This window comes from Nocardia crassostreae (assembly GCF_001613405.1).
GTDB classification, from domain to species: Bacteria; Actinomycetota; Actinomycetes; order Mycobacteriales; family Mycobacteriaceae; genus Nocardia; species Nocardia crassostreae.
In genome coordinates, this window is record NZ_BDCH01000036.1 from 20,429 (window position 1) to 43,103 (window position 22,675).

18 protein-coding genes and 2 pseudogenes are annotated in these 22,675 nt (G+C 66.9%); 11 read left to right on the forward strand and 9 right to left on the reverse strand.

Features of this window, described 5'->3' with window-relative positions:
• The first annotated feature begins 143 nt into the window (after window positions 1-143).
• The 3 genes from NC4_RS32525 to NC4_RS32535 all read left to right on the forward strand — a co-directional run bounded on the left by NC4_RS32525 (window position 144) and on the right by NC4_RS32535 (window position 3,337).
• Window positions 144-887: an SGNH/GDSL hydrolase family protein gene (locus tag NC4_RS32525; RefSeq protein ID WP_169814913.1), complete on the forward strand. Its 744-nt coding sequence runs from the start codon at window positions 144-146 to the stop codon at window positions 885-887.
• 334 nt (window positions 888-1,221) lie between these two features.
• A complete protein-coding gene (locus tag NC4_RS32530; RefSeq protein WP_067546260.1) occupies window positions 1,222-2,211 on the forward strand; it encodes a lysylphosphatidylglycerol synthase domain-containing protein in 990 nt (329 codons plus the stop codon).
• A 523-nt stretch (window positions 2,212-2,734) separates the two neighbouring features.
• Window positions 2,735-3,337 (forward strand): putative endonuclease domain-containing protein, encoded by a 603-nt coding sequence (locus NC4_RS32535; protein ID WP_157555363.1) that lies wholly within the window; start codon window positions 2,735-2,737, stop codon window positions 3,335-3,337.
• 93 nt (window positions 3,338-3,430) lie between these two features.
• Here NC4_RS32535 and NC4_RS32540 read toward each other — a convergent pair whose 3' ends face one another.
• From NC4_RS32540 to NC4_RS32555, 4 genes are read right to left on the reverse strand one after another with little or no spacing between them, the layout of a single operon-like run.
• Window positions 3,431-4,960: a flavin-containing monooxygenase gene (locus NC4_RS32540; protein ID WP_067546266.1), complete on the reverse strand. Its 1,530-nt coding sequence runs from the start codon at window positions 4,958-4,960 to the stop codon at window positions 3,431-3,433.
• Complete coding sequence (locus NC4_RS32545) at window positions 4,957-5,823, reverse strand: SDR family NAD(P)-dependent oxidoreductase (RefSeq protein WP_067546269.1); 867 nt, start codon at window positions 5,821-5,823, stop codon at window positions 4,957-4,959. The genes NC4_RS32540 and NC4_RS32545 overlap by 4 nt, the downstream gene beginning before the upstream one ends.
• The gene (locus tag NC4_RS32550; protein WP_169814914.1) at window positions 5,820-6,728 is read right to left on the reverse strand and encodes an SDR family NAD(P)-dependent oxidoreductase; all 909 of its coding nucleotides are present in this window, start codon (window positions 6,726-6,728) and stop codon (window positions 5,820-5,822) included. Before NC4_RS32550 ends, NC4_RS32545 begins: the two co-directional genes overlap by 4 nt.
• A gap of 8 nt (window positions 6,729-6,736) precedes the next feature.
• A complete protein-coding gene (locus NC4_RS32555; protein WP_067546577.1) occupies window positions 6,737-7,810 on the reverse strand; it encodes an alpha/beta hydrolase in 1,074 nt (357 codons plus the stop codon).
• Window positions 7,811-7,910: 100 nt separating this feature from the next.
• On the opposite strand from NC4_RS32555, the gene NC4_RS32560 reads away from it, so the two are divergent.
• A complete protein-coding gene (locus NC4_RS32560; RefSeq protein ID WP_067546276.1) occupies window positions 7,911-8,822 on the forward strand; it encodes an SDR family NAD(P)-dependent oxidoreductase in 912 nt (303 codons plus the stop codon).
• 315 nt (window positions 8,823-9,137) lie between these two features.
• Here NC4_RS32560 and NC4_RS32565 read toward each other — a convergent pair whose 3' ends face one another.
• Together NC4_RS32565 and NC4_RS44315 are read right to left on the reverse strand one after the other, a co-directional pair.
• The gene (locus NC4_RS32565) at window positions 9,138-9,968 is read right to left on the reverse strand and encodes an SDR family NAD(P)-dependent oxidoreductase (RefSeq protein ID WP_305781644.1); all 831 of its coding nucleotides are present in this window, start codon (window positions 9,966-9,968) and stop codon (window positions 9,138-9,140) included.
• The gene (locus NC4_RS44315; RefSeq protein WP_305781645.1) at window positions 9,920-10,087 is read right to left on the reverse strand and encodes a hypothetical protein; all 168 of its coding nucleotides are present in this window, start codon (window positions 10,085-10,087) and stop codon (window positions 9,920-9,922) included. Before NC4_RS44315 ends, NC4_RS32565 begins: the two co-directional genes overlap by 49 nt.
• A gap of 182 nt (window positions 10,088-10,269) precedes the next feature.
• Here NC4_RS44315 and NC4_RS32570 point away from each other — a divergent pair, with 182 nt between their 5' ends.
• Window positions 10,270-10,689, forward strand: coding sequence for a hypothetical protein (locus NC4_RS32570; protein ID WP_067546279.1), 420 nt, complete (start codon window positions 10,270-10,272; stop codon window positions 10,687-10,689).
• Here NC4_RS32570 and NC4_RS39575 read toward each other — a convergent pair.
• Window positions 10,645-13,266 carry an SDR family NAD(P)-dependent oxidoreductase gene (locus NC4_RS39575; RefSeq protein WP_084529987.1) on the reverse strand — a complete coding sequence of 874 codons (2,622 nt, stop codon included), beginning with the start codon at window positions 13,264-13,266 and terminating at the stop codon, window positions 10,645-10,647. The genes NC4_RS32570 and NC4_RS39575 overlap by 45 nt on opposite strands.
• A 267-nt stretch (window positions 13,267-13,533) precedes the next feature.
• Between NC4_RS39575 and NC4_RS32580 the strand changes: the two are divergent.
• Window positions 13,534-14,796 (forward strand): annotated as a pseudogene (locus NC4_RS32580) (KasA/KasB family beta-ketoacyl-ACP synthase).
• A gap of 119 nt (window positions 14,797-14,915) precedes the next feature.
• The gene (locus NC4_RS44235; protein ID WP_281186561.1) at window positions 14,916-15,044 is read left to right on the forward strand and encodes a hypothetical protein; all 129 of its coding nucleotides are present in this window, start codon (window positions 14,916-14,918) and stop codon (window positions 15,042-15,044) included.
• Here NC4_RS44235 and NC4_RS32585 read toward each other — a convergent pair.
• A complete protein-coding gene (locus NC4_RS32585) occupies window positions 15,041-15,841 on the reverse strand; it encodes a winged helix-turn-helix domain-containing protein (protein ID WP_245722095.1) in 801 nt (266 codons plus the stop codon). The genes NC4_RS44235 and NC4_RS32585 overlap by 4 nt on opposite strands.
• Before the next feature lie 108 nt (window positions 15,842-15,949).
• Here NC4_RS32585 and NC4_RS32590 point away from each other — a divergent pair, with 108 nt between their 5' ends.
• Complete coding sequence (locus tag NC4_RS32590; RefSeq protein ID WP_084529988.1) at window positions 15,950-17,365, forward strand: ABC1 kinase family protein; 1,416 nt, start codon at window positions 15,950-15,952, stop codon at window positions 17,363-17,365.
• A 145-nt stretch (window positions 17,366-17,510) separates the two neighbouring features.
• Window positions 17,511-19,091: pseudogene (locus NC4_RS32595) on the forward strand (flavin-containing monooxygenase).
• Here NC4_RS32595 and NC4_RS32600 read toward each other — a convergent pair.
• Window positions 19,075-20,538 (reverse strand): ABC1 kinase family protein, encoded by a 1,464-nt coding sequence (locus NC4_RS32600; protein ID WP_084529989.1) that lies wholly within the window; start codon window positions 20,536-20,538, stop codon window positions 19,075-19,077. The pseudogene NC4_RS32595 and the gene NC4_RS32600 sit on opposite strands and share 17 nt — an antisense overlap.
• Window positions 20,539-20,789: 251 nt before the next feature.
• Here NC4_RS32600 and NC4_RS32605 point away from each other — a divergent pair, with 251 nt between their 5' ends.
• The gene (locus NC4_RS32605) at window positions 20,790-21,359 is read left to right on the forward strand and encodes a DJ-1/PfpI family protein (RefSeq protein WP_067546285.1); all 570 of its coding nucleotides are present in this window, start codon (window positions 20,790-20,792) and stop codon (window positions 21,357-21,359) included.
• A gap of 68 nt (window positions 21,360-21,427) precedes the next feature.
• Window positions 21,428-22,609, forward strand: a complete 1,182-nt coding sequence (locus NC4_RS32610) for a TDT family transporter (RefSeq protein WP_084529990.1) — start codon at window positions 21,428-21,430, stop codon at window positions 22,607-22,609.
• Window positions 22,610-22,675: the final 66 nt, after the last annotated feature.

Consider the following 22,675-nt stretch of genomic DNA (forward strand, 5'->3'; position numbering starts at 1 on the left):
CCCGGGAGCCGGTTCTCCTGGGCTTTTCCTGTCACGAGGCCCGCGAACGTGCGGTAATAGGGTGCGCAATCTCGATGGGAAAGAGTCCGTATGGGAGGAGAGTTCGGGTGTTGACGGGTTTGCAACGCTTGTCCGTTATTGCGGTGACGACCACGGCACTCGCGGCTTCGGCCGCGGCTTCCGCACCCGCGCTAGCGCTCCCGTCGATCGATCGGTATGTGGCGCTCGGGGATTCCGCCGCTGCGGTCGGCTCGCTCGACAAACTGCAACCGGGCAGCCCGCTGTTCTGCACCCGGGCGCTGGACAACTACCCATCCGTGCTGGCCGAAACGCTCGGGGTCGCCGAATTCGTGGACGCCTCCTGTAGCAGCGCGAAGACGACGAATATGACCCAACCGCAGACCGGTTCGGGCGGATCGCCGAATCCGCCGCAGTTCGAGGCGCTCACCTCGGATACCGATCTGGTGACCCTCACCATCGGCGCGAACGATATCGGGGCGCTCAATGTCAACGCCATCACCGACGACATGCTCGAAACCGTCCGCCAACGGGTGAGCACGGTGCTCGACGGTATACGCGAGCGGGCGCCGCACGCGACCGTCGTCGTCACCTCCTACCTGCGGTATTTCCCGCCGGGCGGTGGCTGTTTCGGACTCGTCGACCAGGGCGGGCAGCAGCGACTGACCGATGCGTTCCGGGAACTCGCGGCACGCCACAATGCCCGCTTCGCCGACAACTTCGCCAAGACGGGGCATGACATGTGCGAGCCGGTCGGGACGCAGTGGGTCAATGGGCCGACGCCGACCACGCCGACGGTCCCGTTGCATGCCAATGTCGAGGGGCAGCAGTACCTCGCCTCGGTGGTGGCCGCCGCGCTGTTGAACTGATCCGGTCCCGCATCGTGCTCTTCGCATGGCTGGATACAGCAGGTACTGACCGTCATCCTGGATTCACTCGCCATTGAACCCCAGGATGTCCCGTTTCAGTAGATTCCTTGCACGGACCTGATGCACGAGGGCAGGGAGGAGCACGGTGCAGCCACGTTCGGGCACCGCCGCAACTGAACCTCCGTCGACCGCCACGCCATCGCTCGATCCGGTCGGCGGAGCCGAGCAACCCGCGCCGAGTTCCACATCGGAGCCGAGTTCCGCATCGGATACGGATACCGGCAGACTGCACTTACTGTTTCGATCACGCCTGTTACCGACCGCCGTCTTCCTTGTGATCCTCGCCGTGGTCGTGGTGTGGCAACGCGAAACCATGGCCGCCGGAGTGCGCAGCCTGGCGGGCGCCGATCCACGCTGGCTCGTACTCGCGGTCCTCGCGACGGCCGCCATGTGGCCGACGTCGGTGTGGATGCTGCGCGGATCCATGCCGGTGAACCCGCCGACGGGCCACCTGTTCGCCGTCCAATGGGCGGTGACCGCAGCCAGCCTCATCCCGGCCGCTCCCCTACTGCTCCGCCTCCGCTTCCTCCGCCGAGCAGGTCTGAGCCACGCCGCCGCCCTCTCCTCCATCGCACTGCTCGGCCTAGCCGTACTCGCCGTCCGCCTCCCATTGATCGTGATCGCCGTCCTCGCCACCCCGAACCTCATGGACCGCGCGGGCACCCGCCTGCCCTGGGACCGTCTGGACGGCACCGTATCCTCCACCCACACCGCCATCCTCGAAAACCCTTGGCGCAGTGGCGCGATCATCACAACCGTCACCCTCCTCTGCCTGACCCTCACCGCCACGGCCGCATTCTTCGCCCACCGCTACGCCAGCGCCCGCGGCGGCTGGCGCGCCCTGATCCGCCACTGGTTCACCCGCCACCACTCCCGCGCAGCCGCGGACTTCGAATGGAAGTCCATAGCCACCACCGCAATCCACCCGGTCCGAGCCACCCTCCTCTGGACCTCCGCCGCCGCCCAACCCTTCCTCAACATCGCAGCCCTCCTCGCAATCCTCCACGCCGTAGACGTCAACCTCCCTCCCACGGACGCCTTCGTCGTCTACCTGATCACGATCGTCCTGGCGCCCTTGATCCCTTCCCCGAACGGCATAGCCACCAAGGAAATCGCCATGGTCACCGGCCTGACCGCAATCGCCGGTGTAGCCGCAGGCATCGCAGTAGGCGTAGCCCTGGCCTTCCGCCTCCTAACCTTCTGGAGCCAAATCCCCTTGGGCCTCCTGGCAGTCAGCTACCTCTCCCGCCGCCGAGCAATCTGACCAACCGGTTCGTTGTCTATCCGCTGAGGCGTACGTGGGGCCTGGCCGTGGTTACGTTTCAAGACAAAAGACCAAAAGACAAAACCCGAACAGACAAACCCCCAAAACCACCCACCCCCCAACCAGTTCACACCCCATAGCGCTGGTTCACACCCCATATAGGTGCCTAACAAGGGGTGTGAACCAGCGGAAAGGGGTGTGAACCTGCGATATCCACAGGCGGGAGTTATCCACACCGGGGCTTGGGCGGACCCGTTTCACTGTTGTGGGTCAGCGACTATCGGTGGATGGACATTCCGCGAATGTTGTCCCGCAGTGATGCTCTGGTGGATGGGTTTTCCGAGTACGCGCTAGGGCGGATCACTGATGGTGGTGTGCTGCAGCGGGTTCGGCGGGGGTGCTGTATGGGCTCCCGTTGCCGGGCGGTCCGGGAGAGCGGGTACATCTCAGCCGGGATCGGGCGACCGGCGCCCGCATGAAGCGGCAGGTGGTGGTGCATTCTGGTCGGTTCGGCCATGGCGACGTGGTTGAGCTCGACGGGATCCGGGTGACCTCACCGGCTCGTACGGTTGTCGACCTGGCGCGCACGTTGCCCTTCGACTGGGCAGTGGCCGCGGGCGATGCGGTACTGCACGGTGGGCTCGGATCACGGGCCGAACTCGACGAGCAGTTGTCCCGGTTGCGCCCTGGACCCGGTTCCCGCACTGTCGCTGCCACTCTCGCGTTTCTCGACGGCAGAAGCGAGAGCCCCGGGGAATCCCGCGCTCGGGTGGCCTTCCACCGCGCGGGCCTTCCGGCCCCCGATCTGCAAGCCGTGATCCGTGACTGCACAGGCGCGTTCGTGGCCCGCGTCGACTTCCTCTTCCCGGAACTGGGCGTAATCGTCGAATTCGATGGATTGATCAAATACCGCACCGAACTCCGCGGCTCGAAAACCGCCGAGGAAGTCGTCATCGAGGAGAAGCGCCGAGAAGACCGCCTCCGCGCCCTCGGCTGGATCGTCGTCCGCATCACCTGGTCCGACCTCCCCGACCGCCATCGCACAGCAGCCCGCATCCGCACCGCCGCCCGAATCGCCGCTGCCACCGCACACCTCGGCACCCGCACCGTCCCCGCCCCGATCTAACCAGCGTTCACACCCTTTAGGTCCGGTTCACACCCGATATTGGCCGTGGATAAGGGGTGTGTAGCGGGGGTTGGGGGTGTGAACCCACGGGGGTCAGGCGGGACGGTGGAGGCGTTCGTAGTGGTAGTCGGTTAGGGGGAAGTGGCGGGTGGCTCGGCTGGCTTGGAAGTAGCCGGAGGGGCGGATGTAGGTGGTGTCGCCTTGGGGGTTGCGGTAGTAGGTGGGGACGTGGGCGTTCAGGTCCGAGAGGTAGTAGCGGAGGGCGGCGGCGCGGGTGTAGGTGGTGCGGTGGTAGGCGGTGTGGGCTTCGGGGCGGACGGAGATGAAGGTGGCGCGGCGGCGGGTGGCTTCGCGGATGGCTCGGATGGCGTGGTCGGCGGTCATTTCTATGAAGGCGTGCCAGCCGGTGCCGGTCCAGGAGTAGGGGCCTACGAGGGTCCAGCGGTTGGGGAGGGCGGGGAGGGCGACGCTTTGGTAGGACTGGAGGCCCTGGGTGGTGTAGAAGTGGCCCAGGTCGAAGCCGTTGCGTCCGACTATTGTTCCGGGGCGGTAGGTTTCGGCGTCGGAGAAGACTTCGTAGCCGGTGGTCAGGACGATCATGTCGAAATCGTGGTCGGCGCCGTCTCGGGTGCGGATGCCGTTCTCGGTGAAGCGGTCTATGGGGGTGGTGATGAGGTTTACGTTGTCACGGTTGAAGGCGAGGATGTAGCCGGTGGACATGGTGGGGCGCTTGGCGATCATGCCGTGGTTGGGGGCGAGGCGGCGGGCGGTGTCGGGATCGCGGACTATGGCGCGTAGGTAGAGGCGGTAGGCGCGGATGGTTGTTTTGTCGAAGGTCCACATGGCGGGTTTGGCCAGCCAGAGGGGGGCCGCGGTGCTGACGCGCAGGACCAGGTCCACGCCGACTAGGACGGCGCCGTGGCCCGCTGCAACCAGGCCGGGGACGGCCAATACTTTGCGGGCGAGCGGGGGCATGCGGAAGTCCGGTTTCGGGGCGCACCAGACCGGAGTGCGTTGGAAGACGGCCAATTCGGCGGTGTCGGCGGCGATCGCGGGGACGATCTGAACCGAGCTGGCGCCGGTGCCGATGACGGCGACTCGCTTGCCGGTGTGGTCGTAGTCGTGGTCCCAGTCCGAGGGGCGCTGGAGTTTGCCCGCGTAGTCGGCCAGTCCGGGGATGCCGGGATCGTCCTTGGGGCGGATGAACGCGCCGACCGCGCTGATCAGGAAGCGGGCGGTGACGGTAGCGCCGCCGGTGGTGTGCAGTCGCCACAGGTGGTTGTCGACGTCCCACACTTCGCGTTCCACATTGGTGCGGAATCGAATGTGCGGATACAGCCCGAACCGGGCGGCCACGTCGGCGTGATACCGCTGCACCTCCGCACCGCGCGGAAAGAACCTGGACCAGTTGGGATTCCGGGCGAAGGAATACTGGTAGGCGAGCGCCGGGATATCCACCCCGAGCCCGGGATAGTGATTCTCGTGCCAGCTGCCGCCCACATCGTCGGCACGTTCGAGGATGACGAAGTCGTCGATGCCCGCCTTCTTCAACTTCACCCCGGCGGCAATGCCACCGGGACCCGCGCCGATCACGGCGACGTGGAAATCGGGGGTGGTGCTCATGGGTGTTGCCTTTCGAATGCGGACAACAGGCGGGCGGCCTGCTCCAGTTCGGGTCCGGTGGCCGCGCGCATGACGGCGCGTTGCGCGGTCGGCGATAGTCTCGAAAGACCATAGGAGGCATAGGATTCCAGCCGGATCATGCGCAACGCCCGGTTCTTGCGCACCGCGCTGACAATCCGCTGACCCGCCTTGTCCGGGTCCATGGCAATGAGCGCCATACCCCGCGCGACAACCTCTCTGATGACGTCGGCCTGCCGATCGGTGACGCCGGACATCGAGGCAGTCTCGGCCAGATTGCTCGCGATCAACCCGGGGCACACCACGGTGACCCCGATCCGATGCGGCGCGAGCTCGGCGCGAATGCAGTCACTAAAATGCTTCGCCGCGTATTTCGTGACGCAGTAAGGGGTTCCGAGCCGATACGGCGCGAACGCACCCATCGACGAGACATTCACGATGTGTCCGCCCCGCCCGCGGTCGATCATGTGCTGGGCGAAGATGCGACTGCCGTGGATCATGGCCATCAGATTGACATCCATGATCCGCTCGAAATCCTCGACCGGAATATCGAGAAACGGCCCCCCGACCAGGATTCCGGCATTGTTCACCACCACATCGGGCACACCTTGTTCGAGCCGCACCCATTCGGCGAACAGCTCGAGGGCGTTGGTGTCGGAGACATCCAGCCCATAGGCTGCGGCGCGACCACCGAAGTCCTCGATCTGACGGACCGTCTCACTCGCCCCTGCTCTGTCGACATCGGCGATCACCACTTGTGCACCGGTCCGGGCGAATGCGCGAGCAGTTCCCCGGCCGATACCACTGCCCGCGCCGGTCACCACGACGAGATCGAAATGCTTCATATGAGACGACCGCCCAGCTCGACGAAACGCGGGTTGTCGATGACGCGGCGGCCCAGCCGTTCCAGGCGTCGATCGGCGGCAATCGTCATTCCGGCGCGCACCGCACCCGGAAACAGGCGCGAGATCACCTGAGCCGCATATGCTTCCGGCCGGATCGGCGCGACCGCTTTGTTCTTCCGAATGGCCTGCACGATCCCACGTCCCGCCTGATCCGGATGCGCACCGAACAACGCCATACCTTTGGCTGCCGCATTGCGGCCGATAGCGAGCTGCTCATCGTTCACCGAGGCAACCCGCGCGGTATGCGTCAGATGGGTGGCGATGAGCCCCAGGCACACGGCGGTCACTCCGATTCCGTACTGCGCCAGCTCGGCTCGAATGCACTCACTGAAATGCTTCACGGCGTACTTCGGTACCGAATACGGCCAGCAATAGGGCGCGGGCGCGAACGCCGCCAGCGAGGAGATGTTCACCAGATGCCCGCGACCTCGATACCCGCCCTGATGCCGCTCGACCAGCTGCCGCCCGAAGATACGGCAGCCGTGAATCATCGCCATCAAATTGATATCCACGATCCGCTGGAAATCCTCGACCGGAACCTCCAGGAACGGTCCGCCGACAACAATGCCCGCATTGTTGACCACCACATCCGCGACACCGTGCTGGGCACGAACGGTGGCGGCGAAATCCTCGAGCGCATCGGTATCGGCGACATCGAGCTCATAAGCCATGGCGACCTCGCCGCGCGAGCGAATCGCGGCGACGGCATCGCGAGCGGCCACCATATCGATATCGGCGACGATCACCTCCGCACCATGCGTCGCAAGGGCTTTGGCCGTACCCCGCCCGATACCGCTACCCGCGCCGGTGATGACCGCGAGGCCAGGATAGAAGTCCCTCACCATCGCCCCCATCACGCGGCGGTCCGGCGCAGGAAACGCCTCAAGCGCACAGGCTTGGACCCGGCGTCCGGGTAGACGGTCCGCCGAATGAACTCACCCATCTCCCCGATCGCCTGACGAGCATCGGGCAGAATGTCGGCCGCCGCCTGGAAGACGTGAATCGCCTTGTCCCACACCTGTAACCGGCACGGAACCCCGGCTTCGGCGCAGCGCTGTGCGAGCTTCTCGGCATCGGAGAGCAACACCTCGGTAGAGCCCACCTGAATCAGCACCGGCGGCATCCCGGCGAAATCCCTGTTCACCGGCGACCAATCCGGGTCCAGTTTCCCGTCCACGGCAAAACCCCATGCCGGTGGAATCGCCAGCGCCTCACCGGAAATCATCGGATCGAGACGATTGTTCGAGTGGGCGATCTTATCGGTGGAATCCAGATCCGCCCACGGCGCAATAGCCGCAATCCCGCCCGGCATCGGCAGTCCGCGCTCCCGCGCCTCCAGCGCCGTCGTGAATGCCAGACCGCCACCCGCCGAATCACCGGCGAAGACAATCCGTTCCGGATCGAAACCCTGATTCAACAGGTACCGATAACCCTCGACGCAATCCTCCATCGTCTCCGTGATGTGTGCCCAGGGCAGCTGCCGATAGTCCACGTTCAGCAGCGGCGCCCCCGCCGCACGTGCAATACGAGCCACGATGCGCCGATGCGTATTCAACCCGCAAGCCACGAACCCGCCGCCATGGAAGTACAGAATCGCACCGTCCCACTGCTGCCCCGGATCGGCAGTTTCGCGATGCCACACCCATTCGGCGCGAAATGCCGGGAACCGCACCGCTCTCCGTCGCGTGCCCCACGGTGCGATCAGCACCTTCGCCGCCGGATCAGCCAACTCCACCGGTGCGAATATCTCGATCCGCCCGGACACCCCCGGGTTGTGTCCCAGCCGGACGAGCAAATTCATCCCCCGCCGCAAAGTGTTGTAGGACAGCGGATGCGCGATCCGCAGCGGCAGACTGGCAACTCTCGGCAGCTCGACAGTCACTGTCCCGGCGGGAATTCCCGCGTCAGAAGCAAGGCGGGCAGGCATCGGCGACTCCTCCACAGCACTGGGCCGACACCCTTGTCGGCGCTGTCAAAATCAGCGTACGCTGTATGGGACAGTTCACAAAGAGGTGGAGGCCCCGAAAATGGCCACGTTCGACAACAAGCTCGTCATTGTGACGGGCGCAGGCAGCGGCATCGGCCGCTCGACGGCGAAACGCTTCGCCGCCAAGGGCGCTCGCGTCATCGTCAGCGATATCAACGCCGACAGCGCGAAGACGACAGCCGACCTCATCGAGCGCCACGGCGGCCGAGCCTTCGCCTATGCCGTCGACGTCTCCGCCCGCCAGGCCATGGAGGATTTCGCCGCCGACATCCTCTCCGCCCACGGCACACCCGACGTGCTGATCAACAATGCCGGATACACCACCGGCGGCCCATTCCTCAGCCACACCAAACAGGACTGGGACAAAATCATGGGCGTCAACTTCTGGGGCGTCTACCACGGCAGCCGCCTGTTCGGCCGCCAGATGGTCGACTCCGGCCGCGGCGGCCGAATCCTCAACATAACCTCCCCCGCAGCAGTCACCCCGATCCCGCTGTCCACCCCCTACTGCACCAGCAAGGCCGCCGCCCAGATGCTCACCGAATGCCTACGACTGGAATTCGCAGGCACGAAAGTCGGCGTCACCGCCGTCCTCCCCGCCTTCATCAACACCGGCTTCTACCCCTCGGCCGAACTCGTCGGCACCAACGCCGAAATGATGACCCGCGCCAAGAACATCTCCATCCTGGCCGCCACCCTGATAGCCCGCAGCCCAGAAACCGTAGCCCGCAACATCGTCCGCATAGCCGCCCGCAACCCCGCCATCGCCCCCACCCCCCTCGAATCCCGCGTGGTAATCACCGCCGCCCGCCTATCCCCCACCAGCGCCCGCCTGGCCTCCCGCCTAATGGACCCCAACACCCTCATCCGCCTGACAACCCGCTTCGCCCCCGACTCCGCCCTCCACCTGGTCGACACCGCCGCCGAACGATACCTACCCCCTCCCCACTGACCCTCCCCAACCAGTTCACACCCCCTCTCGCTGGTTCACACCCCTTGTTGGGTGCCAATACAGGGTGTGAACCAGCGCTATGGGGTGTGAACTGGTTGGAGGGTGGGTGGGTTTGGGGGTTTTGTCTTGAAACGTAACCACGGCCAGGCCCCACGTACCGAAGGTGAGGGGCGGCTCCCGACCGGGGAGCCAGCGTCGGGTACGGCAGGCGAGGTGACCCCTCTTCTTGTTGTGCTTTGCGCACGCCAGGGATGGAAGGCGGTTCGGGAGGACGAGGACCGGGGCACCGACCTCGGCGGATAGATAAGGAACCGGTCAGTTGGACCAGCGGTATGTCATGCCGGTCAAGCGCTCGCTGAGACGCCAGAGATGGCGGGCTTGGGAGCGGCTGCGGGCCAACGGGTTGCGGAGGGCCCGCCGGGGGTAGCCCGCTATTTCGAAGGCGGGGCCCAGGTAGGTGTTGCCGGGGAGGTCGGGCATGGTGGCGGCGTAGAGCTGCGGGAGGGCGCCCATTTTGTCGGATTGGGCGAGGGCGAAGAGGATCGATTGGGGGATGGCGGCGAGGGTGGCGGCGAGGCCCTTTTCGCCGTTGCGGTCGTAGAGGTGGGCGGCGGAGAGGCCGGGGTGGGCGGCTACCGCAGTGAGCTGGGTGGCGGCGGCGCGGGCCTGGCGTTGGAGTTCGGCGGTGAAGAGGAGGTTGGCCAGTTTGGACTGGCTGTAGGCGGGCCAGCGGAGGTAGAGGCGGCGCCAGTTGGGGTCGGGCCAGTTGATGATGCCTGCCCACGCCGCTATCGAGGAAACCGTTACTACTCGGGGGGATTCGGCGCGGAGCAGGGCCGGGAGGATGGCGCCGGTCAGGGCGAAGTGGCCGAGGTGGTTGGTGCCGAATTGGGCGTCGAAGCCCTCGGTGGTGCGGTGACCGCGCGGGAGGGCCATGACGCCTGCGTTGTTGATCAAGAGGTCGACGGCGCCGATGCTGACGTCCACGTGGTCGGCGGCGCGTTCGATCGAGGTGAGGTCGGCCAGGTTCAGGGGCAGGACTTCGGGTTCGGGGCCGCGGGCCGCGGCGGCTACCGCTTCGACGGCGGTGGCGGCCTTCAGTTCGTTGCGGCAGGCGAGCAGGACGCGGGCGCCCTTGGCGGCCAAGCTTCCGCGGTGCGCAGGCCGAGGCCGCTGTTGGCGCCGGTCACGATGGCGGTCTTACCCGACTGGTCGGGGATGTCGTCGATGGTCCAGCGGCGCGGAAGGATCGGAACTGTGGTCATTGGCGGCCCCCTGCGGGTGAGTTCGTTGGAACGAATGCTGCCCGGAAGCGAGTCCGGGGAGCAAGCATTCGTCGCCACACCTACTGTCCCACACACGGGAGCCGATGGTGTTACGATGCGACAGTCCCGCGGGGCGGCCCACCCGTCGATCCGCGCACACGAAGATCGGCAAAGGACCGGATATGGCCAGCTACAACCAGTTCTACGGCAGCGAGATCGACCTCCGCCCGACACCTGTCGAACGTCTGCTGCGGTATGCGACCGCCAGACTGTCCGCCTGGGCGGGACCGAAGCTCCGCAAGGCGGGCAGGTTCCTCTTCGCCGAACTCGTCCGCGGCGTCGTCGCCCTCGCATTCCTCGGATTCGCTTTGGCGGCAGCCATTTACGGCATCGTCTACTTCCTCGGATCCGTCACCGATCTGCTCGGCACATGGATGCCGCACTGGGGTGCGCTGGCGATCGTCTCAGCCGCCCTGCTGATTCCCGCCGGAATCGCCGAGGCAATCGGTCTGTGGCAGGTGTCGAAGATGCGGTTGATGCGCGGCGCGGTCCGCGTGTCAGCCCGCGGTTCGAATGCCCGCGGTCTCGGCCAGCGTGCGTAGTTGGGCACGGCAGAGTTTGCCGGTGGTGCTGCGTGGCAACTCGCGAACGAAGACGACGTCGTGTGGAACCTTGTAGTTGGCGAGGGTGATCTTCACCAAGGCTTTGATTTCCTCGGCGGTAACCTCACAGCCTGGTTTGCGGACGACGAAAGCCGCCAGGCGATGGCCGAATTCGTCGTCCGGGACGCCGACCGCACCGGCGTCGGCGACCTCCGGGTGGGTGAGGATGGCTTCTTCGACCTCCTGAGGAAAGACGTTCTCACCACCCGACAGAATCATGTCGTCGGAACGTCCGTCTATGAAAAGCCTTCCTGCGGAGTCGAAGTGCCCGACGTCCCCGGAATCCATCCAGCCGCCCGGCAACGTTTCCTTGTGTCCGCCGCCGCTGTAGCCAAGGAAGGTGACCGGGTTGCGGTTCACGATGCGGCCGGACTCCCCCGGGCGGACATCGCGACCGGCGGCATCGACAATGCGGATCTCGACCAAGCCACGGGGCGGGTAACCGACAGTCCCGGGCGCGGCGCGCAGGTCCTCCGGCGTGGCGATCGCGCCCGGGCCGAACTCGGTGGAGCCGTACCCGTTGAACAACACGTCGCCGAATTCATTCATGAACTCGGTGCCCAACCGTGGCGGCAACGTGGCGGCCCCGCACGGGACGGCCTGCAAGGTCGCGCAGTTGTAGTCTTCGCGAATCTCGGGCGGTAGATCCATGATTCGCTCGAGCATGGTCGGGACCAGACAGGCGATATTCACGCTGTAGCGCTCGATATCGGCCAGCACCTGTTCGGCGTCGAACTTACGGTGCACGATCATGGGCGAGCCCACGGCCAGGGTGAGCAGCATGGCGACGAGGCCGTAGGCGTGGTGCAGCGGCGGCGCGACCACGACCGGATTGCCGAGCCGCGGAATGGGGCGCAACCGGGGAATCTCGGTGACCACGGCCAGCATTCGCGGCCGCAGTCGCAGCGCGTACGGGATCAGCTCGCGCAGAGCCAACTGCCGAGGCGCGCCCTTGGGGACACCCGTCGTACCGCCGGTCAGGACCATGACGGTCCCGCCGTACCCGAAAACCTTGACCGAGAGCAGATTCTGGGCCACCAGCTCCTCGACCGTCGGGCACGCAACCGGCCCTTTGATCGGGATCGCGCCGTGGTCGACAACCTCGCGCACGATCACCCGATGCCCGCGATAGCCGGAATCGCCCAGCGCTGCATGGAATTCCGCGTCATAGCAGAGCAGATCGACGCGCTCATGCAGCAGCACCTCCCCCAGCTGCGCCCCGGCGAAGCCACAGTTGAGCGGCACCACATCGGCCGAGAGCCGGGCGGCAGCCAGGAAGGCCTCCACGAACCCGCGATGGTTACGGCACAGCACCCCGATCCGGTCGCCCCGGCCCAGTCCCCAGCGCTGCCGCATGGCGGCAGCCAGTTTCTCCACCCGCCGGTGCAAGTCGGCCGCGCTGATCTCGCCGTCGTCATCGATCACGGCGGGACGGTCGGGAAAACGAGCCGCGAACAATGCCAGCAGGGTGGACGGGCTGAACCCGCCGCGCAGCGCGGCCGCGGTCTGCGGCAGCCGCGACGGGCGCGGCAGCACCCGCCGTGGTTCGGCGCGCAATGCCTCCCCCGCATGGGCGACCAGGTCATCGAGGAACTCCCCGGTCTCCTCGATCCGGTCGATGGCCGTCCCGACCCAACCCACCGGCCGACTCGACGGATTGGCCGCCTTCGCGTACAGCGTCAGCACCCGCTCACTGGCGCGCGTGTTCTCCAGCGCGTACAGCAGCGGCACGCCAGCCCTCTCCCACCAGGGCCGAATCGCCTTGGGCCGGTCCACGATCGCCCGGCACACCATGCCCGCCGCCTCCTCGAGCAGCATGCCGATGAGCTGCCCGTAGCGGTAGATGCGGAACGGCCCCAGCATCGGCGTCATCACCAGTTGCAGATGAATGGCGCTGGATGTGATGCCATCGGCCCGCATTTTCGGCCCGGCTCCACGCAGCCAGGTGTTGAAGGCGTTCTTGGTGGCGATATAGGCGGTCCATTCCACCGGCGGCGCATGCACTCCCGCCGTGCTGACATTGACGATGTGCCCCGCCGCGCGCGCCCGCATGGACGGCAGCAGACCCATGATCAACCGCACCGGGCCCAGATAGTTGACCATGGCGGTGTCCTCGAAATTGTCGAAGCGGTCGACGGATTCGCTGAGCCACCGCCGTATCGAGCGCCCCGCATTGCTGACCACCACATCCACGTGCGCGTGCTCGTCGAGCACCCGATCCACCAGCGTCGCAACCGAATCCATATCGCCGAGATCGGCCGGATACGAACGCACCAGCCCACCGTCGGATGCCGCGTGCTCCCGCAACTCGTCGAGCAGATCCGCGCGCCGCGCCACCGCCAGCACGATCGCGCCCGCCCGCGCCAGCCGCAGCGCCGTCGCCCGGCCCACGCCGCTGGACGCGCCGGTCACCAGAATGATCCGCCCCTCGACCGCGGGCCGCAGTCGCCGATCACTGATACCGGGGCTCATGGCACCCGCGGCGATCCGAATGGACTTGGGTAACTGCACGACCATGCCGCCAGCCTACAGCGTCTCAGACAGTTGAACCAGCTCCGCGAGCCCGGATGGGAAATGCACACCTTCTGGCCGCTGGAGTCGATGCTACCGATCTCCATGACGCACACACTGGGTGGCAATTTCGAGGGAGAGCGATAGGTGCGCTGGAAGTCGTCTCACGGTCACTGGCACAAAGGTGTCAATCCCATTGGTGGTCAATGCTTTTGCGGAAGGCTACCAACTGTCCGAGACTACTGCCCGGGGGGCAACAGTAAGGATTCGAGGATCGTGCAGACACTCGACAGCTTCACCACCCGCAGCGGCGGATTCCGATCGGTCGTGGTCACGGCGGTAGAGATCACCACCTCCATCGCACCGGATACGGAGGGGACCTGGCAGGGATTGCTGAACGGCGTCAGCGGCACCAAGCGCCTCACCGATGCGGAGACGGTGCGGCTGGAACTGCCGAACGCCATCGGCGGCAAACTCGTCAGCGACCCGACCGACGAACTCGACCGGGTCAAGAAGCGGCGCATGTGTTACGTGCAGCAGATGTCGTATGTCATGGGAAAACGGTTGTGGCACAAATCCGGTAAGCCCGAGGTCGACAAGGACCGGCTGGGCGTCTGCATCGGCACCGGACTCGGCGGCGCGGACACCATCGTCGCCGCCAATGACGCCATGCGCGAGCACGGCTACCGCAAGGTCTCCCCCTTCGCCGTTCCGATGAGCATGCCCAATGGCGTCTCCGGCGTGGTCGGCCTCGAAATCGGCGCGCGCGCAGGGCTTGTCACCCCGGTGTCCGCCTGCGCCTCCGGCTGCGAGGCGCTGGTCCACGCCTGGCGGTCCATCATCCGGGGCGAGGCCGACATGATCGTCGCGGGCGGCGTCGAGGGCTATATCAACCCGGTGGCCATTGCCGGGTTCTCCATGGCCCGCGCCCTCAGCTCTCGCGTCGACGAACCCGAACGCGCCTCCCGACCCTTCGACCGCGACCGCGACGGGTTCGTCTTCGGCGAGGCGGCCGCACTGCTGCTGGTCGAATCCGAGGAGCACGCGCTGGCCCGCGGCGCGAAACCCTTGGCCCGCCTGCTCGGCGCGGGCCTCACCGCCGATGGCTACCACCTGGTCGCTCCCGACCCGGAGGGCCTGGGCTGTGCCCGGGCCATGCGCCGGGCCCTCGATACCGCGGGCGTCACCCCCGCCGAGATCGACCACGTCAACGCCCATGCCACCGGCACCTCCATGGGTGATCTGGCCGAGGCCAAGGGCATCGCCGCCGCCATCGGCAGCCACCCGTCGGTCTACGCCCCGAAATCCGCCCTGGGCCATTCGGTGGGCGCGGTCGGCGCACTGGAGGCGGTCATCTCCGTGCTCACCCTGCGCGACCAGGTCATCCCGCCCACTCTCAACCTCGAAAACTAGGACCCCGAAATCGATCTCGATATCGTCCACGCCAAACCGCGGCACACTCCCGTCGAGTACGCCATGAACAACTCCTTCGGCTTCGGCGGCCACAATGCCGCGGTGCTGTTCGGAAAATACTGATCGGCAGCAGTTCCGGCAGCCGAGATCACGCGGTCTCGAGGCGGTCTGCAAACATACTGGGAGCCACCGGAATACGATGACAATCCGGTGCCCGCCGATTTTCCCAGGAGTTGAGCACGATGGCCGATCGACCGCAGCCGCAACCGGGCGCCGAACCCCCGACGCGCGGAAATCTGGTGATCGTGGCGGTGCTGGCCATCGCCATTATCGCCACGCTGGTCACGGCGGCGACCATGGTCGCGCCCTAGGACCGAGGGTGCCGCGGCACAGCCGAATCCGTTACGCGGTCGCGGATCTCCGGGCCGCCGGATCGGCTCCGCCGCGCACCAGTTCCTCGAACCGCGCCACCACTTTCTCGTGGTACATGGCGAACAGATCCTCGAACAATGCCAGCTGCGCCTCGGACGGACCGGCCTCGGATTCCCACACCGCCAGCAGCGCCCGCCACACCAGCACGTGCAGATCCGGTGACCGCGAAGTACGCCTCGACCGCCGCCGGGACTCCGGACAGCAGTTCGGCCAGTGAATTCAGCACCGCCCGCTGCATGGTGTGCCCGAGCTCGCCGAGCAGTGCGCGCACCAGTTCGACCTCGATGCCGAAAAGGTCGTGCCGATCGGGTTCGGCGCCGCGCGCGAGGGTTTCCAGCTCGTCGACTTGGGCCGCCAGCCGCGCCGGGGCGATCCGCTGCTCGCTCTCGGTATAGGCGAGCAGCGCGTCCAGCACGATGGCGCGTTCGGTCTCGACCACATCGCGGAACATGGCCACCGCGATATCGGGCGGCGACAGCCGGAACAAGCGGCGGTACACGTCCACCCCGCCGTCGCGGCGCACATCGCGCACCGTGAAGCCACGACCGCGATGGGCGTCCACGAATCCGTAGGACTCCAACCGGCCCAGCACCAGTTGCGCGGTGGCGCGGTTCATCTCGAATTCCTCGGCGACCTGACGGACGGAGGGCAGCAGGTCACCGGGTTCGTACATCCCGGTCACGACCCGGCGGGCGAGCTCGTCCGCGACGTCGGCGACGACCGTCTGGGCTCCCATCCCGTCACCTTTCGACAACTTTCGAATACGTCCCAGACAGTTTAGGCTGTCGTGTGCCAAACTGCACCTGCACACCCCCTGCGGGCTGCGGACACAACGAGGTGAGCAATGTCTGGACGAACACCGCCACGGCGCACCCTGGTTCGCAATGCCAAACTCGCCACCCTGCCGGTCGCCTTCGCCGGACGGCAGGCCGCGGGTGTGGGCAAACGAGCGCTGGGCCGCACATCCAGCGAGGTCAACCTGGATATCCAGATGCGCACCGCCCAGCACATCTTCGAGGTGCTCGGCGAACTCAAGGGCTGCGCGACCAAACTCGGCCAGCTGCTGTCGATCTACGAACTCGTCCTCCCGCCCGGCCTGGCCGAACCGTATCGGGCCGCGGTGGCCCAGCTGCAGGATTCGGCGCCGATCATGCTGCCCGCCACCGTGAACTCCGCCATGGCGGAGTCCATGGGCGCGAGCTGGCGCTGGCATTTCCGGGAATTCGACGACCGCCGCGCCGCGGCCGCCTCCATCGGTCAGGTCCACCGCGCGATCTGGCGGGACGGGCGACCGGCGGCGGTGAAGGTGATGTATCCCGGGGCCCGCACGGCGGTGCGCGGCGATCTGGAACAGCTGCGGCGGATCTCGGTGCTGGCCACCGTATTCCTGCCCGGCGCCGATGCGAAGGCCGTGACCGAGGCCATCTGCACCGGGGTGGAGGAGGAGCTCGATTACGCCGCCGAGGCCGACTACCAGCGGCGTTTCGCCGAGGCCTATGCCGATGACCCGGATTTCGTGGTGCCCCGGGTGATCACCCAGCGCGGTGATGTGATCGTCAGCGAATGGCTCACCGGCACCTCGGTATCGCGTGTGCTGGAATCCGGTACGGCCGCCGAGCGCAGCCGGGTCGGCATGCAGATCCTGCGTTTCGTGCTCTCCGCGTGGATGCGCACCGGGCTGATCTACTGCGATCCGCACCCCGGCAATTTCCGGGTCCTGCCGGACGGTCGGCTCGGCGTGGTCGATTTCGGCGCCTGCGCACCGTGGGAGGGCACCGAATTCGCCGAACTGGTCGGCGATCTCACCGATGCCACGCTCAATGGCGGGCCCGACGCGCTCGACCAGGCCATGCGCCGCCACGGTTTCGTCGAACCGGAGCGCAGCTTCGACGTGGCCGCCATCGGTGAGGCCATGGCGCTGTTGTTCGAACCGGTGGTCAGCCCGACCTTCCGCTTCAGCAACGAGTGGATGCGCGGGCGGGTGCACGGTTTCCTGGATCCCCGGCTGACGAACCCGAACCGCCAGCTCACCATGGCCGCCGGATTCACTCCGCTGGCCCGTTCGCTGATCACCGCCCTGGGCACGCTCTGCCAACTGGAGACCGAGGGACCGATACGCACCGAATTCGCGCGCTGGTCACCGGAACTGGCCGCCATGATGGAGCGCTTCGACACCCGCCGCGACCTGCCGACGGATCTGGCCGTCGTGCGCCAGCTGCGCGCGACGCCGAAGCCGCGCCGATTCTCGATCGTGAGCTAGGCCTGGATCGCTGTCCCAGACAGTGCTACCGTCGGAGGGAAAGCACCACCGGAGGTGACCCGTGTCGACAGCATTCTCGTCCACAGCCCAACGGAGCACGGCCCAGCCGCAGGCCCTCGAACGCCCCGATTTCGAGGTCGTCGTCATCGGCGCCGGTTTCGGCGGCATCGGCATGGGCGTGGAACTGCGCAGGGCCGGGATACACAACTTCCTCATCGTCGAGAAGAACAGCGATATCGGCGGCACCTGGCAAGCGAACACCTATCCCGGCGTGGCCGTGGATATCCCGTCGATCTACTACAGCTTCTCCTACGAGCTGCCGAAGCGGTGGTCACGCATGTTCGCCCCCGGCGCCGAGGTGAAGGCGTACGCCGATCAGGTCGTCGACTCCTACGGGCTGCGGCCGCGAATCCTGTTGAACACCAGGGTCGTCGGCGGGCGATAGGATGAGCGCAACCACCTCTGGCGCGGCACCCTCGAGACCGGACAGGAGGTCACCTCCCGCTTCGTGGTCGGCGCGGTGGGCGGGCTGGAGATCCCGAAACTCCCCGAGATCGAGGGCATCGACGATTTCGCGGGCAAGATCGTGCACACCGCGCGCTGGGATCACGACTACGACTACACCGGCAAGCGGATCGCCGTCATCGGCACCGGAGCCACGGCCTTGCAGCTGATTCCCGAAATGGCGGATGTGGCCTCGCATTTGACGGTTTTCCAGCGCCGCCCCATCTGGGTGGCCCCCAAACCCGACTTCCCGATTCCGGCCCTGGCCAAGGACATCCTGGTCACTGTCGGCCCGCTGCGCCGCGCCGTGCGGGCGGCCGTCACCCTCGGCATCGACTTCGGCATCTCCGGAGTCGGGGTGTTCCACAGCCGGATTCCCGGCCTGGTCAAGCTCGCCCAACGCGGCGGCGGGCTCATGTACCGGGCCTGGCTGCCCGATCATCCGGAGCTGGCCGCGCGGCTGACGCCCGATTACGCGCCCGGCTGCAAACGGCCGTCGGTGTCGAACCGCTATCTGCGCACATTCACCCGCCCGCATGTGGAATTGGTGAGCGCGGCCATCGAGAAGGTGACCGACGGCGCGGTGGTCACCGCGGACGGCCACCATCACGAGGCGGATGTGCTGGTGTGCGCCACCGGATTCCGGGTACTGGAGAAGGGGTACGCCCCGCCCTACCCGTTGCGCGGCCGGGACGGGCTGGATCTGGGTGAGTTCTGGGACAGCAACCGCTATCAGGCGTACCAGGGCGTCAGCGTGCCCAAGTTCCCGAATCTGTTTCTCATCACGGGCCCTTACGGTTTCGCGGCCGGGTCCTATATCGCCATGATCGAATGCACGGCCCGGCACGCGGCCCGCGCCATCGGCGAGGCCCGGCGGCGCGGCGCCACCGCGGTGGAGATCAGACAGGAACCGCACGACGCCTACTTCCGTAAATGCGTCGAACGCGGCTCCCACACCATGTGGCTGTCGGACGCCTGCGCCGGATCGAACACCTACTATGTGAACTATCAGGGCGATCCCGCACCGATCCGGCCCAGCACCCATATCGAGATGTGTTGGGGGAACAAGTATTTCCCCTTCAGGCACCACAGCTTCACCACCCTGCCCGCGACATTCCCGACCGCCTGGAGCGGCGAGGACGCCGAGGTCGTCCCGGAGGCCTTCACGCGCGAGGAGTTCATCGAACTCCTGCGCGCGCGGCGGCTCAGCGTTCGGGGGTAGCGGTCGGCGCTGGGTCCCGACGGTCCTCGTGGCGGCGGACCGCCTCCGCCAATCCCGGCCACCAGGCCAGGAATTCGTCCCGGATGGAATCCTGGGTGCCCAGCTGGCACAGCATGCCGAAGCCGGTGACAACGGCGCGTCCGGTCACCGTGAGCTCCGGCGGCAGCGTCATCTGCCGGAACACATTCGACAACCGGATCTCCGCAATGGCCGAAACCTGTTCGCGGAGCCACTCATTGGACAGTCGCAGTTCCGGACGCAGCAGAATGTCGAGGAACGGCGCGGCAATGCGCACCAGCTCCTCGGCATCGAATTCCTGTCCACCACGGATGAATCGGTGCCTGCGCAGCGCCTCCTCCACCTCGGCGGGCGTGCCGTTGTAGAGGGCCTCCCCGATCTCGGCGACCATGGTGCGCAGTTGCGGCGGATACTCCGCGGCCGCACCGAAATCCACGACCCCGAGCCGCCCGTCCGGCAGCACCAGGAAATTCCCGGGATGCACGTCACCGGCGAACGCCCCGCACCGCTCGTGCGCGGCCCGGCCGAAGCGCAGGATCTGGAAGGCCACCCGATTGCGCTCGTCCGCATCGCCGGATTCGATGACCCGGCTCACCGGCACGCCCTCGACCCAGTCGGAGATGAGCACGTCATTGCTGTGCACCACGACCTTGGGCACCACGAATTCGGGATCACCGGCGAAGGCGCGCGCGAACCAGGACTGGAACATGCCCTCGCGGCGGTAGTTCAGCTCGTCGTAGATATTGGCGCACAGCATCTCGATGACGGCCTGCACATCCGCGCCCGCGAACAGGGCGCCGAACAGGCCCGACAATCCGCGCAGCTGCCGCAGATTGGAGTCGACGGCCGCGCGGGCGCCGGGATACATCATCTTCACCGCGACGGTGCGGCCGTCGTACCAGACCCCGCGATGCACCTGCCCCAGGGAGGCCGCGGCCGCCGGGTGCTCGTCGAAGCTCTGGAAATCGTCGAACCAGTCGGGGCCCATATTCCGGGCCATCACCTGGCGCACCACCTCGGGCGGCATGGGCGGCGCGGAATCCTGTAGTCGGCCCATCTCCGTCCCGATGGCCCCGGCCAGGTCGGCGGGCACGAACTCGACCGGCAGGGCCGCGCGGTAGATGGCGGCCACCTGCCCGAGCTTGGCCGCGCAGCCCTTCAACTCGCCCAGCACCTCGAAGAAGTGCCGGGCGGTGCGCTGCTGAATGTCCTGCTCGATATCGTCCGGGGACTGCCCCATGAGCCGCCGCCCCCGGCCGGTCACGCGCCGCCCCAGATAGGCGACGGGCAAGCCGATCAGCTTGGCGTCGCGCACCACCGGCTTGGTGGGCATGGACCGCTTCGGCCCGACCGGCCCGGTCCAGCGCGGCGGGGGCGGTTTCGGCACCGGAAACGGAATCACCCGGGCCAACCGCTCATCCCCGCTCACCGCGCAACTCCCCGCCCCGACTTCTCCCCGAAGTCCTTCTCCGCCATGTACCTGCACCAATCGTGTTCCGCCGCGGTGCAGTCCCACACGCACTGCCCGTTCGGCGGCGACCATCAGCGTTCCCAGACAACTCCGGGCACACCATGACATTTTCCGCCAAGACTAATACTCTTCGGCTACCGCCGCCGCGCTTCGCGAAAGCCCCTGTCGCCACCGCCATTCCGACTACGATTCGAGGCGGAGGTGGCGTGATGCCGAAGGTACTTCTGATTACCGGAGATACCGCCGAGGACCTCGAGGTGATGTATCCCTATCAGCGCTTGCTGGAAGAGGGATACGAGGTCGACGTGGCCGCTCCCACTCGCAAACAACTCCAGTTCGTGGTGCACGATTTCGCACCCGGATTCGATACCTACACCGAGAAACTCGGCCGCACCTGGCCCGCCGATCTGGCCTTCGACGAGGTGGATCCGGACGCGTACGCGGCGCTGGTGGTCCCGGGCGGGCGCGCGCCGGAGTATCTGCGCGGCAGCAAGGACTGCCGGATGATCGTGCAGCACTTCGCCGATGCGGGCAAACCCATTGCGGCGCTGTGCCACGGACCGCTCATCCTGGCCGCGGCGGGCGTGCTGGCGAACCGCACCACCAGCAGTTATCCGGCCTTGGAACCGGATATCACCGCGGCCGGGGCGCGCTGGGTCGACAGTCCGGCGCAGGTGGACGGCGCACTGGTCACCGGCCGGGCCTGGCCCGACCATCCGCAGTGGATGCGCGCCTTCCTCGATATTCTGCGCGCGGTCGCGCCACCCGACAGGTCATAGAACGGATCTATGTATCCATCGAATCGACGCCGCTAGCGGGTGATATCCGCGCGGCCGATGCTGGATGCATGACCACAGTGACCCTTCGCCACCACACCGACACCGCACCCCGGGCCGTCGAAGGCGAGGCGTCCGCGCCGCGGCCCATCGCCGAAGACGGGCACGCCGCCGGAACCCGGCGCGCACCCGGCAATTCGGTGCGCCAGCTGGCCCCCAACTGGTTCGCCGTGGTGATGGGCACCGGCATTGTCGCCAATGCCGCCGCCACCCTGCCATTGCAGTTCCCCGGCCTGCGTGCCGCCGCCACCGTGGTGTGGGGGCTGGCGTCACTGCTGCTCGTCGTGCTGGCCGTCGCCTGGATCGCGCACTGGCGGCGATACCCGGAGGCCGCCCGGTCGCACGGCGCCAATCCGGTCATGATGCAGTTCTACGGCGCGCTGCCCATGGCCCTGCTGACCGTCGGCGCGGGCACCCTGACCCTGGGCCGCGACATCATCGGCCTGTCCGCCGCGCTCACCATCGACTGGGCGCTGTGGTCGGCGGGCACCGTCCTGGGACTGATGACCGCCGCCGCCATCCCCTACCGGATGATCACCCGGCACAACTTCGATCCCGATTCCGCCTTCGGCGGCTGGCTCATGCCGGTCGTGCCGCCCATGGTCTCGGCCGCCACCGGCGCCCTGCTGGTGCCCTACGCCCCCGCCGGTCAGGCTCGACTGACCCTGCTGTTCGCCTGCCTGGCCATGTTCGGCCTGACCCTCATCGCCGCCATCGTGACCATCACCCTGATCTGGTCGCGGCTGCTGCACCACGGGCTGCCCCCGGCCGGAATGGTCGCCACCGTGTGGCTGGTGCTGGGCCCGCTCGGCCAGTCCGTCACCGCCGCCGGTCAGCTCGCCCAGGTCGCCCCGATCGCGCTGCCCGCCGAGGATGCCCGCGGCCTGAACGAGTTCGCCCTGCTGTTCGGTGTTCCCACTTGGGGATTCGCCATGCTGTGGCTGGCCCTGGCCATTGCCGTGACCGCCCACGCCCGCAAGTCCATGCCCTTCAATATGACCTGGTGGGGCTTCACCTTCCCGCTGGGCACCTGCGTCACCGGCACCACCGTGCTGTTCGCACACACCGGCGCCGATCTGTTCGCCGTTATCGCGGTGGCTCTCTACGCCCTGCTGGTAAGCGCCTGGGCCGTGGTGGCCGTGCGCACCGCCCACGGTGTGCTGCGCGGAAATCTGCTCCGCCCGGCCGCGTAAACGGCGCGTATCAGCGCAAATCCGGCGAGTTCTACTAGCCTGGGGCCGTAACAAGATGGAGGGAGA

Coding starts and splice junctions, on each gene's coding strand:
- NC4_RS32540 (WP_067546266.1), bottom strand. CDS start 4,960: ATGAGCACCACCCCCGATTTCCACGTCGCCGTGATCGGCGCGGGTCCC.
- NC4_RS32545 (WP_067546269.1), bottom strand. CDS start 5,823: ATGAAGCATTTCGATCTCGTCGTGGTGACCGGCGCGGGCAGTGGTATC.
- NC4_RS32550 (WP_169814914.1), bottom strand. CDS start 6,728: ATGGTGAGGGACTTCTATCCTGGCCTCGCGGTCATCACCGGCGCGGGT.
- NC4_RS32555 (WP_067546577.1), bottom strand. CDS start 7,810: ATGCCTGCCCGCCTTGCTTCTGACGCGGGAATTCCCGCCGGGACAGTG.
- NC4_RS32560 (WP_067546276.1), top strand. CDS start 7,911: ATGGCCACGTTCGACAACAAGCTCGTCATTGTGACGGGCGCAGGCAGC.
- NC4_RS44315 (WP_305781645.1), bottom strand. CDS start 10,087: ATGACCACAGTTCCGATCCTTCCGCGCCGCTGGACCATCGACGACATC.
- NC4_RS32570 (WP_067546279.1), top strand. CDS start 10,270: ATGGCCAGCTACAACCAGTTCTACGGCAGCGAGATCGACCTCCGCCCG.
- NC4_RS39575 (WP_084529987.1), bottom strand. CDS start 13,266: ATGGTCGTGCAGTTACCCAAGTCCATTCGGATCGCCGCGGGTGCCATG.
- NC4_RS44235 (WP_281186561.1), top strand. CDS start 14,916: ATGGCCGATCGACCGCAGCCGCAACCGGGCGCCGAACCCCCGACGCGC.
- NC4_RS32585 (WP_245722095.1), bottom strand. CDS start 15,841: ATGGGAGCCCAGACGGTCGTCGCCGACGTCGCGGACGAGCTCGCCCGC.
- NC4_RS32590 (WP_084529988.1), top strand. CDS start 15,950: ATGTCTGGACGAACACCGCCACGGCGCACCCTGGTTCGCAATGCCAAA.
- NC4_RS32605 (WP_067546285.1), top strand. CDS start 20,790: ATGCCGAAGGTACTTCTGATTACCGGAGATACCGCCGAGGACCTCGAG.
- NC4_RS32610 (WP_084529990.1), top strand. CDS start 21,428: ATGACCACAGTGACCCTTCGCCACCACACCGACACCGCACCCCGGGCC.